The following is a 15,148-nucleotide window of genomic DNA, read 5'->3' as shown; positions in this document are numbered from 1 at the left end:
GCCCGGGCGGGACAATCGGCCCATGGGCAGCACAGGAGAGACCCACCAGGACCGGCCGGGCGGCGCGCGGGACCGCGACGCGGAGGGCCGGGCCCGCAACGCCCGGCCGCGGGACGGTCTGGGCCGTCCCCTGCCCTACGGCGCGGACGGCGTGCCCCGGCAGCCGGAAGGCGTGGTGCGCACGCCCGAGGAGACCGTCGCCGAGGCACAACGGCTGCTGGACGAGGGGAAACCGTTCCACGCGCACGAGGTCTTCGAGGACGCGTGGAAGTCGGGCCCCGAGGAGGAACGGGAGCTGTGGCGCGGTCTGGCCCAGCTCGCCGTGGGCCTCACGCACGCCGCGCGCGGCAACCTCACGGGCGGCGTCCGGCTGCTGCGGCGCGGCGCGAGCGCGACGGAGGCGTGGGTGTCCGGCTCGGACCGGCCCCGGCCGCACGGCATCGACGTCGCGGCGGTGGCCGCCTGGGCGCGGACCCTGGCCGGGGACGTCGAGCGGGAGGGCCGGGCCGTGAACCCGGAGCGCCGGGCCCCTCGGCTGCGGGGTGCGGACGGCTGACGCCCGGCGTCGGGACGCCGGGCCCCGTGTACGCAGCGAGCCGGACACGGGACAGCGGCTCAGGCACGGGAACGGAAACGGCAGCCAGACGCACACCACCACCCAGCCCGGGCGCGCAACACCGGCCCGGGCGTGGTCTCCACCCCCGGGACATCAGCCCCGGCCGGCCCCGCCCGCGCGCGGCCGTTCCCTCCCGGGCGATGCGACCGGGACGCGGTGGAAGGCCGCCCGCGCCCGTGCGGCAGACTCGGGGCGTGCGAAAGATTCATGTCATCGGTATCGGCGCGGGCGACCCCGACCAGCTCACCCTCCAGGCCGTCAGGGCGCTGCGGAGCACGGACGTGTTCTTCATCCTGGACAAGGGCGAGGTGAAGTCGGACCTCACCGCGCTGCGGCGGGACATGCTCGGCACGCACGTCGAGGAGGGCACGTACCGGGTCGTCGAGGCACGCGACCCGGAGCGGGACCGGCGGGCCGGCGGCGCCGCCTACTCCCCGGCCGTCGGGGACTGGCGCAGCGCCCGGGCCGACATCTACGAGCGGCTGATCGCGGAGGAACTCGGCGAGGAGCAGACCGGCGCGTTCCTGGTGTGGGGCGACCCCTCGCTGTACGACAGCACCCTGGCGATCCTGGAGGAGGTGCTGGAGCGCGGCGCCGTGGCGTTCGAGTACGACGTCGTGCCCGGCATCAGCAGTGTCTCGGCGCTCGTCGCCCGGCACCGCACGGGCCTGAACCGCGTCGCCCGGCCGGTGCAGATCACCACGGGCCGGCGGCTCGCGGAGGGCTTCCCGGAGGGCGTGGACGACGTGGTGGTGATGCTCGACGCCCACCAGGCGTTCCGGCGTTACGCGGACGAGGACGTCGACATCTACTGGGGCGCCTACATCGGCACCCCGGACGAGATCCTGGCCTCCGGTCCGATCGCCGAGGCCGCCCCCCGCATCGAGCGGCTGCGCGCCGAGGCCCGCGCGCGCAAGGGCTGGATCATGGACACGTATCTGCTGCGCCGGCATCCCCGCGGCTGACCCGTCCGGATGGTCGAGGAGGGGTTCCTCAGCCGCAGCGGCTCACTGCTCTCCCACACGGAGGCGGGCGCCCGCGAGGCCGCGGGATCGGCAGGGCCTGGGCGGCGTGGCTGGAGGACCGGCTGGGGCGGGACGTCGGCCGCCCGTCGGACGGCGACCTGCGCGTCGCGGTCGGCGGGATCGCGAAACGGCTGCCGGTGGAGGACCTGAGCCACGGCCTGCCGGTGCGGCCGGCGCAGACCCTGGCGACCAGTACGGTCTGACCCCTGCCGCGGGCTCCGGGCCCGCCGGGGCGGTCTCCCGCTCTCTTCAGGACGCGCCGAACCCGAGCCGTCGCAGCACACTCTCCACGTCGGGCACCGCCGTCACGCCGTCCGGCAGCGGCGGCCGTCCGACCACCACGACCGGCAGCCCGAGGTCCCGGGCCGCGGTCAGTTTGGCCGCCGTGGCCGCTCCCCCGCTGTCCTTGGTCACCAGGACGTCGATGCGGTGCCCGCGCAGCAGGGCCGTCTCGCCGGGCACGGTGAACGGGCCCCGGGCCAGCAGCACGCGGGTGTCGGGCGGCAGCGGCGGCTCGGGGGGATCCACCGACCGCACCACGAAGTGCAGGCCGGCCAGGTGCGCGAACGAGGCGAGGCCCAGGCGCCCGGTGGTCAGGAACACCCGGCGGCCGAGACGGGGCAGCAGGTCCGCCGCCGCCTCCAGTGAGGGGACCGGGTGCCATTGGTCCCCCGGGCCGGGCCGCCACCCCGGGCGGCGCAGCACCACCGCCGGCACGCCGGTCGCGGCCGCGGCCCGTGCCGCGTTGGCCGTGATCGACTCGGCGAAGGGGTGCGTGGCGTCGACGAGCGCGCTCACCCCTTCCCGCCGCAGCCACCCGGCCAGCCCCTCGGCCCCGCCGAAGCCCCCGACGCGCACCTCCCCGTCCACCGCCCCCGGGCGTGCCACCCGTCCCGCCAGGGAGGTGGTGACGCGGACACCGGGGCGCGCGGACAGCGCGGTGGCCAGGGCGCGGGCCTCGGCCGTACCGCCGAGGATCAGGACGTGAGGGATCACGGCGCCGAGCGTACGAGGTCCCGCGCGGCGGGCGGCGGGCCGGGGGTGCTGGCCGGCGGGTGGCGGACCGGGGGTGCCGACCGGCGGACGGCAGGCCGGAGGTACCGACCGGTAGGTGGCGGGCGGGGGTGCCGACCGGCAGGCGGCAGACCGGAGGCACCAACCGGACGGCCGCAGGCCAGAGGCACCAACCGGCAGGCCGCAGGCCAGAGGCACCAACCGGCAGGCCGCAGGCCAGAGGCACCAACCGGCAGGCCGCAGACCGGTAGGTACCACCCGGCGGGCCGCAGACCGGTAGGTGCCACCCGGCGGGCGCGGCCCTGAGTGGCTATCGTCCTGGCATGGAGCCCGTACGTGCCGTGCTGGTGGACGTCGACGGGGTGCTGACCGTCTCGTGGCGGCCGCTGCCTGGTGCGGTGGCGGCGTTGCGGGAGGTCCGGGAGGCCGGGTTCGCGGTCCTGCTGGTGACGAACACGACGTCGAGGACGCGCGCGTCGATCGCCGGGACGCTGGCGGACGCGGGGTTCCCGGTGTCCGCCGAGGACATCCTGACCGCGCCCGCGGCCACCGCCGCCCATCTCGCCGCGCACCGTCCCGGTGCCCGGTGCGCCCTGCTGAACAGCGGCGACATCGCGGCGGACCTGGAGGGGGTGACCGTGGTCGATCCGGCGGACGGCGGGGCCGTGCCGGACGTGGTGCTGGTGGGCGGGGCGGGTCCCGAGTTCGGGGTACGAGGCGCTCGACCGGGTCTTCGGGCAGCTGCAGTGCGGGGCGCGCCTGGTGGCGATGCACCGCAACCTGTACTGGCGTACGGCCGAGGGGCTGCGCCTGGACTCCGGCACGTTCCTGGCGGGCCTGGAGCGGGCGGCGGGGTGGAGGCCGAGATCACGGGCAAACCGGCCCGGGCGTTCTTCGAGGCGGCCCTCGCCCGGCTGGGCGTCGGCGCGGACGAGGCCGTGATGGTGGGGGACGACGTCGAGTCCGACGTCCTGGCGGCCCAGCGGGCCGGGATCACCGGCGTCCTGGTGCGGACCGGCAAGTTCCGGCAGAAGACGCTCGACGCCGCCGACGGCACGCCCGACCACGTCGTCGACGCGTTCGCGGACCTTCCCGCCCTGCTGCGGGGTTCAGCGCAGCAGTAGCTGGATCCCGCCCACGACGGTGGCGGCGATGACCAGCTGCTCGAACAGGCGCTGGTTGATCCTGTCGACCGCCCACTTCCCGAGCAGCGCTCCCGGCACGACGAACACCACGAGCGCCAGGTCGAGCAGGAGGGAGCGGCCGTCGATCAGGCCGAGACCGGCGCTGAAGGGCAGCTTGGAGACGTTGACGATCAGGAAGAAGAACGCGGAGGTGCCGAGGAAGCCGAGCTTGCGGAAGCCGGCCGACAGCAGGTACATCGACATCACGGGGCCGCCCGCGTTGGCGACCATGGTGGTGAAGCCGCCCAGCACCCCGTAGGAGCGGGCCTTGAGACGGCCGGAGCGGGTGGTGACCGACTCCGGCTCCTCCTCCGCGTCCGCCGTGCGCCTGGGCCGGACCGTCACGGCCGCCATGAGCAGCAGGATCGCGCCGATGGAGGTCCGTACGATCGCGTCGTCCGCCCACATCAGGAACACCGTGCCGACGACGACGCCCGCGGCGACCGCCGGGAACAGCCGCCACAGCGTGGGCCAGTGGGCGTGCCGCCGGTAGGTGGCGACGGCGAGCAGGTCACCGGCGATCAGCACCGGCAGCAGCACGCCGGTGGAGGCGCGGGCGGGCAGCACCGCGGCGAAGATGGCGAGGCTGACCGTGTTGGCCCCGCTCACGGCGGTCTTCGAGAAGCCGACGAGCAGGGCCGCGAAGGCCAGGGCGGCGAACTCCCAGCCGGTGATGTGCCAGAGCGTCATGGTGTTCATGCGGACACCGATGCTATGGGCAACGAACCCGTGGGTTCAGCGGCGTCTCGCCTGATGGGCCTGCTGGCGGGGTCGCTCAGGGACGTTCGACCAGGACGGCGCTGCCCTGCCCGACGCCGACGCACATGGTGGCCAGTCCCCTGCCGGCGCCCGTGCGCCGCATGCGGTGCAGCAGCGTCGTGAGGATCCGGGCGCCGGAGCAGCCCAGGGGGTGGCCGAGGGCGATGGCGCCGCCGCTGGGGTTGACCAGGTCGGGGTCGATGCCGAGCTGGTCGACGCAGGCCAGGGCCTGGGCCGCGAAGGCCTCGTTGAACTCGGCCTCCTGCACGTCGCCGACGTCCCATCCGGCCCGGGCCAGGACCTTGCGCGTGGCGGGGACCGGGCCGATGCCCATGACGTCGGGGTGGACGCCGGCCGACCCACCGGCGACGTAGCGGCCGAGGGATTCCAGGCCCAGGTCGTTCAGGGCCTCCTCGCTGACCAGGAGCAGTCCCGCGGCACCGTCGTTCATCGGGGAGGCGTTGCCCGCGGTGACCGTGCCGCCCTCCCGGAAGACCGGCTTGAGCCGGGCCAGCTTCTCGTAGGAGGTGTCCTCGCGGACGCACTCGTCGGTGTCGACGACCACGCCGTCGGGGCGTTCGACGGGCAGCAGTTCGTCGTCGAAGTGGCCGTTCTTGCGGGCGTCGGCGGCGCGTTGGTGGCTGCGCAGGGCGAACTCGTCCTGGCGCTCCCGGGGGATGCCGTACCGGGCGGCGACCTCCTCGGCCGTCTCACCCATGGACAGCAGGCCGTGCAGGTCCTTCATGGCCGGGTTGACCAGGCGCCAGCCCAGGCGGGTGTCGACGGTCTCGACGCGGTGCGGCAGGGCCTCGTCGGGGCGGGACAGGACGAAGGGGGCGCGGCTCATGGACTCGGAGCCGCCCGCGACGACGACGTCCGCCTCGCCCGCGGCGACGGTGCGGGCGGCCGTGGTCACGGCCTCCAGCCCGGACGCGCACAGGCGGTTGACGGTGGCGCCGGGTACGGACTCGGGGAGGCCCGCGAGCAGGACGGCCATGCGGGCGACGTTGCGGTTGTCCTCGCCCGCCTGGTTGGCGGCGCCCCAGTAGACGTCGTCGACGCGGGCGGGGTCCAGGGCGGGCGCGTCGTCGAGCAGGGCGCGCACGACGGTCGCGACGAGGTCGTCGGGCCGTACCGAGGAGAGGGATCCCCGCAGTTTGCCGATGGGGGTGCGGCGGGCGGCCGCGAAGTGGACGGGACGCACGAGAGGGCTCCTCACACCGCCAGTTAATTAGCACTGCTAGTTTCGAATGATAGCCCTTCGGTCCTCCACTGGGAAGATTTCGGTGGCCGCGGGCGGAGGTGAGCGGCGTTCTCGCAGGCCGGGCCGCGCCGCCGAGCGCCCGGCGGCGCGTTTGCCCGCGTGGGCCCTGGGCACCCGCGCGTTCATGGAGTGGTTGCGGAGCGCCGCCTGCGTGGACGAGGACCCCGAGTTGTTCTTCCCCGTGGGCAGAGCGGGCCCCGCCCTGCGCGACGTCACGGCCGCCAAGCGGATCTGCGCGCGCTGCCCGGTGACCGACGACTGCCTGAGCTTCGCGCTCGGCAGTGGTCAGGCCACGGGCGTGTGGGGCGGCACCTGCGAGGAGGAGCGCGACGCGCTGCTCCGGACCACGAGCAACGACGCGACAAGGAGAAGCGCCCTATGACGGCTGTGAGGAGCACCCTGCCCGACGACGCCCGCAAGGTCGCCTGCGAGGCACTCCAGGACACCCTGGTGGATCTGCTCGGACTCTCGCTGATCGCGAAGCAGGCGCACTGGAACATCGTCGGACCGCGGTTCCGGTCCGTCCACCTGCAGCTGGACGAGGTGGTCTCGGCCGCGCGGAACTTCGCCGACACGGTCGCGGAGCGGTCCGCGGCGCTCGGCGTGCCGCCGGACGGCCGCCCGGAGACCATCGCCAAGGCCTTCACGCTGCCCGCCCCGAAGGAGGGCTGGGTCCGCGACGAGGACGCCGTGCGGGTGATGGTGGAGTCGCTGCAGGAGGCGATCGGCCGGCTGCGCGAGCGCATCGGGGCGACCGAGACGGCCGACCCGGTCACCCAGGACCTGCTGATCGCCGTCACCGCGGAGCTGGAGAAGCAGCGCTGGATGTTCGACGCCGAGAACTTCCCCCGCGAGAGCTGACCTCCGCGGATCCGGCACAGAGCACGCCACGTACGTACGGAAGGGGCAGGTGATGACCGACGCCCTCGAACTCGACGCGCTGTGGGAGGACTTCCACCGCGTGGTGAACATGACCTCGCAGGAACTCGCGGCCTGGCTGCGGGTGCGGGACGCCGACGAGGCGAGCGAACCGCTTCCGGAGCAGGCGGGCACGCCCACCGGGCAGCACGTCCTGGCGATCCTCCAGAAGCGGCGCACGGACCTGACCGAGGACGACCTGCGCGTGATGCGCGAGGTCGTGGACACGGTCACGGAACAGGCGGACCTGGAGAACGAGCCCGAGCCCGAGACCACGGACGAGGACACCCGCCGCCGGCACCGGCTGATGACGCTCGGCCACGACCCGCTGAAGGGCTAGGCGTGGACCGCCGGGAGCGCGTGGTGCAGGCGCTGCTCGACGCGCACGGCAGGACCTTCGCGGACGAGGCGGGCATCCGGCTGAAGGACACGCCGCAGCCGCTGTACCGGCTGCTGGTGCTGGCCCATCTGCTCAGCGCCCGCATCCGCGGTTCGATCGCGCTGGCCACCGCCCGTGCCCTGCACGAGGCGGGGCTGCGCGATCCGCGCCGCATGGCCGGGGCCGCCCGGCAGGAGCGGGTGGCCGCGCTCGGCCGCGGCGGATACCGGCGCTACGACGAACGCACCGCCACGCAACTGGGCGACGCCGCCGAGCTGTTGAACGAGCGGTGGGGCGGTGACCTGCGGCGGCTGCGCCGTGAGGCGGACGGCGAGGTGCGCGAGATGCGCCGTCTCCTGCGTGAGTTCCCGGGCATGGGACCCGCCGGCGCGGATATCTTCCTGCGCGAGGCACAGCAGGTCTGGCCGGAGGTGGCCCCCTACCTGGACGAGAAGGCCCTGCAGGGCGCCGAGCGGCTGAAGCTGCCGAGGGACCCGGAGCGCCTCGCCGCACTGGCCGGGAACACCGGCACGGCCGTCCTCGCCGCCGCGCTGGTCCGCGCGGCCGTGGACAGGCGGGTGGCCGAGGACGCCGTCCGCCGCGCCGGCTGACCGCCGTCCGGAAGGGCTCCGGCACTGCGGAACGGCCGCGGCCCGGCCCGGTAACCACCCCCCGTTGACGGACCGTTCCGGCCTCCCGGCCCGTGCCGCTGCGCGGCGGGACATCGCCCGCGTCCGCCACGTCCGGCTCCGGCCTGCCACCCCGGCCGCACCGGCCAGTGGGCCGATCCGCGGCCGGGGCCCGCTGCGTACGCGGCGGGGTGCGCGGACGCCGCCCCGTGACGCACGGTCCCGCCGAGCGGCGTCCGGCCGCGCGGACCTGGCCGCCGCGTGCCACGCGGGGCCGGTCCGCGGTCGCGACGCTCACCCGAACAGTCCGGCGCCGGTGGTGGCCCCGCCGCACCGGTGGTGCGCTGGGAGCACGCGTCACGCTCCCAGGAGGCACTCCCGATGACCCGTCGTCCCGCCCGCCCCGCCCGCGTCCTGTCCTGCGCCCTCGCGGCGGGCACGCTGCTGGCCACCGCCGCCTGCTCGGACGACGGCGGCACGGACGGTCCGCGCGTCTCCGGGGTGGCGGCGTCCCGGGTCGCCGGGGAGAAGCAGACCCCCTCGCCCACCGCCACCCTCTCCACCGAGCGCGCTCGGGCCGCGCTGATCACCGAGGCGGACATCGAGGACGACTGGACCCAGGTCAAGGACACCGAGGCCGAGAACTGGCACGACAACCTGCTGATCGGCACGGTCGACGTCTCCGGCTTCCTCACCGCGAAGGCCGACGCCGCCGACTGCCAGCGGCTCCTGGACTCCCTCTTCGACGACGACCTGCTGGGCAGGCCCTCGGGCTCGTCCGCGCTGCGCGGCTTCCGTCAGGGCGACTCTCGCCTGCTGTACCAGGTGGCCTCCTACGACCGGACCGACCCGCAGGACTCCCTGCGGTGGATGGCGGGCCTGCCGGAGAAGTGCGACCGGTTCACCGTGACCGACCGGGGTGAGCAGCGCACCGTCCAGGTGGTCGACGCCTCCCTGCCCGCCGTGGGTGACGCCCGCGAGGCCGTCCGCGTCACCGTGCGGGGCTCGACGGGCGGCACGGACGCCACGCTCACGCTGGACGTGGCCGCCGTACGGGTCGGCGACGACGCGATCACCGTCACCGCGGGCGGCCTCGCCGGCGGGGAGCCCGACTCCGTGGAACAGGCGGCGAAGCTCGGCACCCAGCGCCTGAAGGACGTGCTGGCCGGCAAGACGCCCGCGCCGGACCCGAGCGAGATCGAGTAGACGGCCCGGGGCCTCCCTCTCCCCCCGCCGGCTCCGACGCCCCTCCCCCGCCCCACCCCGCCGATTCCCGGGACAGCGTGATCAACGGGGCGGCACAATGGCCGCGGCGGCCGGTCGCGGCCGCACGGGCGAGGAGAGGAAGAGACGTGAGTGAGAGCCACACCCCGCCGAGCGGCTCGGCGAGGCTGAACACCGGTGTGGCGCACAACGCGCGCGTGTGGAACTACTGGATCGGCGGCAAGGACAACTACGAGGTCGACCAGCAGGTCGGCGAGCAGGTCGCCGGGATGTTCCCGATCATCCGGGACATCGCCCGGGCGGACCGGGACTTCCTGGGCCGTGCCGTGTCGTTCCTGGCCGGCGAGCGCGGAGTGCGGCAGTTCCTCGACATCGGCACGGGCCTGCCGACGGCCGACAACACCCACGAGATCGCCCAGCGGATCGCACCCGAGTCGCGCATCGTGTACGTCGACAACGACCCCATCGTCCTGGTGCACGCCCGCACCCTGCTGACCGGCACCCAGGACGGCGCCACCTCCTACATCGACGCCGACGTGCACGACCCGGACGCCATCCTGGAGCGGGCCGCGGGCACCCTGGACTTCACCGAGCCCGTCGCCGTGATGATGCTGGGCATCCTCAACTTCGTCCTGGACACCGCCAAGGCCCGGGACATCGCGCACCGCGTGATGGCCGCGGTCCCCTCCGGCAGCTACCTGGTCCTGACGCACCCGACCTTCGACGAGGAACTGGGCGGCGCCGGCCAGATCCCCGCGATGAAGTTCTGGAACGAGAACGCCACTCCCCCGATCACCGCCCGCGGCGGCACGGACATCGCGGCGTTCTTCGAGGGCCTCGAACTGCTCGAACCGGGCCTGGTGTCGTGCGGCCAGTGGCGCGCGCAGGAGGGGGCGGCGGTCCTGGTGCCGCAGTACGGTGCGGTGGCCGTGAAGCCCTGACCCATGGCGCCACCCGGGAGGGCCGGCGGGGGACGGTTGAACGGGCGTGTGGCCGGTCACAGTTCTTCCGGAGCGGCTATCCAGGATGCCCGCACGGCTGAAAGTATGATCAAGCGATGTCTGACATGACCGAAACCACGCCCGGCTGGCTGTCCTCCGACGAACTGGAGTCGACGCGCGCCCGCATGCCGATCCTGTACGTCGAGGCCGTCCCGGTGCGGGTCGACGACAGCGGCGAAGTCACCAGTGTCGGCCTGCTGCTGCGCATCGGACCCGACGGCACGGTCAGCCGGACACTGGTCTCCGGCCGCGTCCTGCACCACGAACGCGTCCGGGACGCCCTGCTGCGCCACCTGGAGAAGGACCTCGGGCCGGTCGCACTGCCCCGCGTCCCGGCGTCGCTGCAGCCGTTCACGGTCGCGGAGTACTTCCCGACGCAGGGCATCACGCCCTACCACGACCCCCGCCAGCACGCGGTGTCCCTCGCCTACATCGTGCCGGTGACGGGCGACTGCCGGCCCCGGCAGGACGCACTCGACCTCGTCTGGTTCAGTCCGCAGGAGGCCGTCTCGCCGGCGGTGCAGAGCGAGATGCCGGGCGGGCACGGGGTGCTGCTGAAGCAGGCCTTGGCACACGCGGGCTGCGCGATCTGACGGAGGCCGGTCACCGCATCGCCTTCCGGACGCCGCCGAGGAGGCTGCTGAAGGACGGCGGCGCGACGCTTCGGCTCCGTCCGGGCGGGCGGCTCGTCACGCGCCGAGGACTGCGTACCGGGCTCCGCGGGCCCGGTCCCCGGCCGTGGCGTCCCGGCGCGCTCGCGGACACACGCAGAAGGCCGCCCCCCTCAGTGGGAAGACGACCTCCGACCTGCCATGAAGCTGGTCGGGACGACAGGATTTGAACCTGCGACCCCTTGACCCCCAGTCAAGTGCGCTACCAAGCTGCGCCACGTCCCGTTGCCCATCTGACCTGGGGGTTTCCCCCGGCCGAACGCGCAGGGAAACAATACCGCACTCGCGCCGGTGATCGCGCATCCGTTTCCGGCGGCCACCGCTTGACCTCAACGATAGTTGAGGTTGCACGCTCGTGTCCATGACCACCACGACACTCACGTACACCTACGCCGACCTGCCGGAACTCATGGGACTGATGACCGGCGACGAGAAGCACGGCCCGGCCGCCACGTCCACGCTGGACGTGCTCTGGGTGCTCTACGACCGGGTGCTGCGTGTCGGGCCCGAGCGGATGACCGACCCGGAGCGGGACCGGTTCCTGCTGTCGAAGGGGCACGGGCCGATGGCGTACTACGCCGTCCTGGCCGCCAAGGGCTTCGTGCCGGTGGAGTGGCTGCCGGGCTTCGGCTCCTACGACTCCCCGCTCGGCCACCACCCCGACCGCACGCTCGTCCCCGGGGCGGAGATCGGCAGCGGTTCCCTCGGACACGGGCTGCCCATCGCCGTCGGCACGGCGCTCGGCCTGCGTGCCCGGGGACTCGACGAGCCGCGGGTGTGGACGCTGATCGGGGACGCCGAGCTGGACGAGGGCAGCAACCACGAGGCGATCGCCTTCGCCGGGCCCGCCGGACTGGAGCGGCTGCACACCGTCGTCGTCGACAACTCCTCCGCGAGCCACGCGCGCCCGGGCGGGATCACCGCCCGCTTCGAGGCGGCCGGCTGGTCCGCGCTGACGGTCGACGGCCGCGACCACGAGGCGCTGTACGCCGCCTTCACCGCGCCGCACCCCGGCCGCCCGCACGTGGTGGTGGCCCGGGTCGAGCCGAAGTCCGCCTGATCCCCGTACGACCGGAAAGGAATCCGTACCCCATGGACACCATGCGTGACCGTTTCGCCCCCGTCGTGACCCGGCTGCTCGACGAGGATCCCCGGGTGGCGGTGGTCCTCGCCGAGATCGGCGTGGACGGCTTCGCCGAGGCCGCCCGGCGGCATCCCGACCGGGTCGTCAACGTCGGCATCCGCGAGCAGCTCCTGGTCGGGGCGGCGGCGGGGCTGGCGCTGACCGGGCTGCGGCCCGTCGTGCACACCTTCGCCAGCTTCCTCGTCGAGCGGCCCTTCGAGCAGGTGAAGCTGGACCTCGGGCACCAGGACGCGGGCGCGGTGCTGGTGAGCGCGGCAGCCTCCTTCGACTGGCCGGCCGGCGGCTACACCCACATGGCGCCCGGCGACGTGGCGCTGCTGGACACCCTGGACGGCTGGACCGTCCACGTCCCCGGCCATCCGGACGAGGCGGAGACGCTGCTGCGGCACGCCGTCGCCGCGGGCGACGACAAGGTCTACGTACGGCTCTCCGTGCAGTCCAACCAGCAGGGGATGCCCGTCGACGGGGAGCGGCTGCGCACCGTGCGCGAGGGGCGCTCCGGGGTCGTGGTCGCCGTGGGGCCGATGCTCGACGCCGCGCTCGCCGCCACCGAGGGCCTGGACGTCACCGTCCTCTACGCGACCACCGTCCGCCCCTTCGACGGGGCCGCCCTGCGCCGGGCCACCGAGGCGGCCGGGACGGACGTCGTCCTGGTCGAGCCCTATCTGGCGGGCACGTCCACGGCCGCGGCGAACGACGCGCTGGCGGATGTGCCGCACCGGATCCTGGGGCTGGGCGTGGGCCGTCGGGAACTGCGCCGCTACGGGCAGGTGGAGGAACATGTCGCCGCCCACGGCCTCGACGCCCGGTCGCTGCGCCGGCGGATCGGGAGCTTCCTCGGGGCGGCGACGCCCGCTTGAGGACCCTGCGGGTCAGCCCGCCGGGAGCCCGAGCCGGGGGTGGGCCTCCAGCAGCCGGGCCGGGGCCGCCTGGCGCCAGGAGTCGGCCAGGATGTCCCGCAGCTCGCCCTCGTCCTCCAGCGCGTCGAGCCGGGCGCGGACCCAGGCGAACTGGGCCTCGTGGTCGGCGATCCAGAACTTGTCCGGCTCGGCGAGCACCAGTTCGTCGCGCTCCTCCTTGGGGCAGCGCACGGCGAGGGAGGTCTCGTCCTCCGGCAGCGTGGCGAACATCTTGCCCGCGACCCGGAACGTGGGCATGCTCCAGGCGATCCTCTCCGTCGTGTCCGGCAGGGACAGGGCGATACGGCGTACGTCTTCGGCGTCCGGCATGGCAGGAACCGTAGCGGCTGCCACTGACAATCACCTGGTGGGAGCGGTCGCCGGTACGTGCTTGTAGTAGAGGGTCGTCGGGCGCAGCACCCCGTCGGGGCGCGCGGCGTAGTCGGGGATCGCGCCGGCGGCTGTCCATCCGGCGGACCGGTACAACCGCTCGGCGGGGCTGCCGGACTCGGTGTCGAGGTGCAGCAGGGTGATGCCGGCCGCCGCGGCGGCGTCCTCCGCGGTGGCCAGGAGCCGGCGGCCGAGACCGCGTCCGCGGGCGTCCGGGTGCACCATGAGCTTGACGAGCTCGGCGCGGTGACGGCTGTTGGCCTTGGCGGGAAACGCCAGGCTCACGGTGCCCAGCACCCGGTCGCCGTCGGCCGCCGCCCACACCGCGAGCCGGCCCGCGGCCACGTCGGCGGCCCGCTCCCGCCACCAGGCGAGGGCCTCGGCGCGGGCGAGCGGTGCGAGGAAACCGACCGAGGCACCCGCGTGCACGGTCCCGGTCAGCAGGTCGGCCAACGCCCCGGCCCGCTCGAGCAGTTGCCGCTCGTCCAGGCGGATCACGGCCGCACCACCGCCAGCAGGTACCGGACGCCCCCCGGAGCGGCGCACCGGAAGCGGGTAGGTCCCCACACCCGCATGCGCAGGCAGTCGCCGGTGGCGAGGCGGTGGACGGTGTCCTGCGCGGTCACCTCCAGGGCCCCCTCCAGCACCCAGATGTGCTGCTCCAGGCCGGCCACGGGCGGGCGGTCGTAGGCGATGTCGGCTCCGGCGGCGAGGTGTCCCTCGACGAGTTCGCCGCGCAGGGCGGGGTGCGGCGGGGAGACCGAACGGCGGACGAAGCCGGAGGCGCGGTCCTGCCAGACGGGCTGGCCGGTGACGCGCACGACCGGGGCGGGCGCGGCCTCGACCTCGCTCAGCAGCTGGGACATGGTGCGCCCGTAGACGGCGCACAGGCGGTTCAGGAGGGAGGCCGTGGGGCTGGTCTCCGCCCGTTCGGCCCGCGAGAGGGTCGACCTGCTCACTCCGCTGCGCTCGGCCAGCTCGTCCAGGGACCAGCCGTGCTCGGCGCGCAGTCCGGCCAGGCGGGTGCCCAGCCGGGTGTCGACGGGGTCCGCGTCGTCACTTCTCATGTCCGGGACGCTATCCCGGATATGAGACGGCCGGGTTACGGAGTCCTCACACCCGGGCCGCCGCTCCGAGCGCGTCCAGCACCGGGCGGATCAGGGGGTGCTCCTCGGCTCCCCGGCGCACGGCGGCGAAGACCCGGCGCGTGGGCGCCGTGCCGTCGACCGGGCGGACGACCACCCCGGCGAGGTCCATGCCGCGCAGCGCCGACCGCGGCACCAGCGCCACCCCGGCGTCGGCCGAGGCGAGCGCCACGACCGCCCGGAAGTCGTCCGAGGAGTGCTCAAGACGGGGCTGGAAACCGGCGTTCTCGCAGGCCAGGACGACCACATCGTGGCAGGGGTTGCCGGGGTACGGGCCGATCCAGGGGTCCTTGGCCAGTTCGGCGAGGGGCACTTCGGCCGCGTCGGCCAGCCGGTGGCTGACGGGCACGACCGCGTCGAAGGGCTCGGCGTACAGCGGCACGTGGGTCAGCCGCGGGTCGTCGGCGGGCGGGGCACCCCGGTACTCGACGGCGACCGCGACGTCGACCTGCCGGTCCAGGACCATCGGCAGACTGGCGTCACCCTCGGCGTCCTGGACGCGGATACGGATGCCGGGCGCCGACTCGGCGAGGCGGGCCACGGCGGGCGCCACGACCAGGGCGATGCCGGTGGCGAAGGAGGCGACCGTGACCGTGCCGGCCGCGCCCGAGCTGTACGCGGCGAGCTCCGCCTCGGCCCGCTCCAGCTGGGCGAGGACCGCGTTGGTGTGGTTCAGCAGGATCTCGCCCGCCGGGGTCAGGCGCACGCCCTTGGCGCCGCGCTCGACGAGCCGGTGGCCGGTCTCCTGCTCCAGCGCGGCGAGCTGCTGGGAGACGGCCGACGGGGTGAGGTATAGCGCGGCGGCAGCCGCCGTCACCGTGCGGTGGTCGGCCACCGCACGGAGGATGTGGAGCCGCCGCGCCTCGATCATGCGACCGATTCTCTC

Annotated in this window: 18 protein-coding genes, 1 tRNA gene and 2 pseudogenes; 13 read left to right on the top strand and 8 right to left on the bottom strand. The window is 74.4% G+C overall.

All coding sequences use genetic code 11. The features are described from left to right. Positions 1-22: 22 nt before the first annotated feature. The 3 genes and pseudogenes from AC07DA_RS18305 to AC07DA_RS18295 form a co-directional block, all read left to right on the top strand. Positions 23-556, top strand: coding sequence for a DUF309 domain-containing protein (locus tag AC07DA_RS18305; protein ID WP_479129177.1), 534 nt, complete (start codon positions 23-25; stop codon positions 554-556). 254 nt (positions 557-810) lie between these two features. Then, positions 811-1,581, top strand: coding sequence for a precorrin-6A synthase (deacetylating) (gene cobF / locus AC07DA_RS18300; RefSeq protein ID WP_479129176.1), 771 nt, complete (start codon positions 811-813; stop codon positions 1,579-1,581). A gap of 6 nt (positions 1,582-1,587) precedes the next feature. Then, a pseudogene (locus tag AC07DA_RS18295) lies at positions 1,588-1,844 on the top strand (MFS transporter); the annotation flags it as partial. 46 nt (positions 1,845-1,890) lie between these two features. Here the strand turns inward: AC07DA_RS18295 and AC07DA_RS18290 are convergent. Continuing rightward, positions 1,891-2,637, bottom strand: coding sequence for a cobalt-precorrin-6A reductase (locus AC07DA_RS18290; protein WP_479129175.1), 747 nt, complete (start codon positions 2,635-2,637; stop codon positions 1,891-1,893). A 341-nt stretch (positions 2,638-2,978) separates the two neighbouring features. On the opposite strand from AC07DA_RS18290, the pseudogene AC07DA_RS18285 reads away from it, so the two are divergent. Then, a pseudogene (locus AC07DA_RS18285) lies at positions 2,979-3,779 on the top strand (HAD-IIA family hydrolase). Here AC07DA_RS18285 and AC07DA_RS18280 read toward each other — a convergent pair. Next, positions 3,765-4,538 carry a sulfite exporter TauE/SafE family protein gene (locus tag AC07DA_RS18280; protein WP_479129174.1) on the bottom strand — a complete coding sequence of 258 codons (774 nt, stop codon included), beginning with the start codon at positions 4,536-4,538 and terminating at the stop codon, positions 3,765-3,767. The pseudogene AC07DA_RS18285 and the gene AC07DA_RS18280 sit on opposite strands and share 15 nt — an antisense overlap. A 76-nt stretch (positions 4,539-4,614) precedes the next feature. Then, entirely contained in the window at positions 4,615-5,802 is a 1,188-nt protein-coding gene (locus AC07DA_RS18275) for a thiolase family protein (RefSeq protein ID WP_479129173.1), read from the bottom strand. A 184-nt stretch (positions 5,803-5,986) separates the two neighbouring features. On the opposite strand from AC07DA_RS18275, the gene AC07DA_RS18270 reads away from it, so the two are divergent. The 7 genes from AC07DA_RS18270 to AC07DA_RS18240 all read left to right on the top strand — a co-directional run bounded on the left by AC07DA_RS18270 (position 5,987) and on the right by AC07DA_RS18240 (position 10,606). Continuing rightward, complete coding sequence (locus tag AC07DA_RS18270; RefSeq protein ID WP_479129172.1) at positions 5,987-6,244, top strand: WhiB family transcriptional regulator; 258 nt, start codon at positions 5,987-5,989, stop codon at positions 6,242-6,244. Further along, positions 6,241-6,723: a Dps family protein gene (locus tag AC07DA_RS18265; protein WP_479129171.1), complete on the top strand. Its 483-nt coding sequence runs from the start codon at positions 6,241-6,243 to the stop codon at positions 6,721-6,723. Before AC07DA_RS18270 ends, AC07DA_RS18265 begins: the two co-directional genes overlap by 4 nt. 52 nt (positions 6,724-6,775) lie before the next feature. Beyond that, complete coding sequence (locus AC07DA_RS18260) at positions 6,776-7,120, top strand: DUF3140 domain-containing protein (protein WP_479129170.1); 345 nt, start codon at positions 6,776-6,778, stop codon at positions 7,118-7,120. Between the two features lie 2 nt (positions 7,121-7,122). After that, positions 7,123-7,770 (top strand): endonuclease, encoded by a 648-nt coding sequence (locus AC07DA_RS18255; RefSeq protein ID WP_479129169.1) that lies wholly within the window; start codon positions 7,123-7,125, stop codon positions 7,768-7,770. Between the two features lie 399 nt (positions 7,771-8,169). Beyond that, the gene (locus AC07DA_RS18250) at positions 8,170-8,994 is read left to right on the top strand and encodes a hypothetical protein (protein WP_479129168.1); all 825 of its coding nucleotides are present in this window, start codon (positions 8,170-8,172) and stop codon (positions 8,992-8,994) included. 146 nt (positions 8,995-9,140) lie between these two features. Then, entirely contained in the window at positions 9,141-9,953 is an 813-nt protein-coding gene (locus tag AC07DA_RS18245; protein ID WP_479129167.1) for an SAM-dependent methyltransferase, read from the top strand. A 125-nt stretch (positions 9,954-10,078) separates the two neighbouring features. Beyond that, positions 10,079-10,606 (top strand): NUDIX hydrolase family protein, encoded by a 528-nt coding sequence (locus AC07DA_RS18240; protein ID WP_479129224.1) that lies wholly within the window; start codon positions 10,079-10,081, stop codon positions 10,604-10,606. A 226-nt stretch (positions 10,607-10,832) separates the two neighbouring features. Here the strand turns inward: AC07DA_RS18240 and AC07DA_RS18235 are convergent. Then, positions 10,833-10,909, bottom strand: a tRNA-Pro gene (locus AC07DA_RS18235). Between the two features lie 136 nt (positions 10,910-11,045). Between AC07DA_RS18235 and AC07DA_RS18230 the strand changes: the two genes are divergently transcribed. Next, on the top strand, positions 11,046-11,744 hold the full coding sequence (locus AC07DA_RS18230; RefSeq protein ID WP_479129166.1) for a transketolase: 699 nt from the start codon (positions 11,046-11,048) through the stop codon (positions 11,742-11,744). A 32-nt stretch (positions 11,745-11,776) separates the two neighbouring features. Continuing rightward, complete coding sequence (locus AC07DA_RS18225) at positions 11,777-12,688, top strand: transketolase family protein (protein ID WP_479129165.1); 912 nt, start codon at positions 11,777-11,779, stop codon at positions 12,686-12,688. 12 nt (positions 12,689-12,700) lie between these two features. On the opposite strand, the gene AC07DA_RS18220 is transcribed toward AC07DA_RS18225, so the two are convergent. Genes AC07DA_RS18220 through AC07DA_RS18205 form a run of 4 tightly spaced genes read right to left on the bottom strand, consistent with a single transcriptional unit; the run spans position 12,701 to position 15,133 of the window. Then, complete coding sequence (locus AC07DA_RS18220; RefSeq protein WP_479129164.1) at positions 12,701-13,057, bottom strand: MmcQ/YjbR family DNA-binding protein; 357 nt, start codon at positions 13,055-13,057, stop codon at positions 12,701-12,703. 30 nt (positions 13,058-13,087) lie between these two features. Next, positions 13,088-13,615 carry a GNAT family N-acetyltransferase gene (locus tag AC07DA_RS18215; RefSeq protein ID WP_479129163.1) on the bottom strand — a complete coding sequence of 176 codons (528 nt, stop codon included), beginning with the start codon at positions 13,613-13,615 and terminating at the stop codon, positions 13,088-13,090. After that, positions 13,612-14,184 carry a helix-turn-helix domain-containing protein gene (locus AC07DA_RS18210; RefSeq protein WP_479129162.1) on the bottom strand — a complete coding sequence of 191 codons (573 nt, stop codon included), beginning with the start codon at positions 14,182-14,184 and terminating at the stop codon, positions 13,612-13,614. The genes AC07DA_RS18215 and AC07DA_RS18210 overlap by 4 nt, the downstream gene beginning before the upstream one ends. Before the next feature lie 46 nt (positions 14,185-14,230). Then, entirely contained in the window at positions 14,231-15,133 is a 903-nt protein-coding gene (locus AC07DA_RS18205; RefSeq protein WP_479129161.1) for a LysR family transcriptional regulator, read from the bottom strand. Positions 15,134-15,148: the final 15 nt, after the last annotated feature.

The organism is Streptomyces sp. NPDC044921 (assembly GCF_056432865.1).
This window is presented reverse-complemented; position numbering and strand designations above follow the sequence as displayed.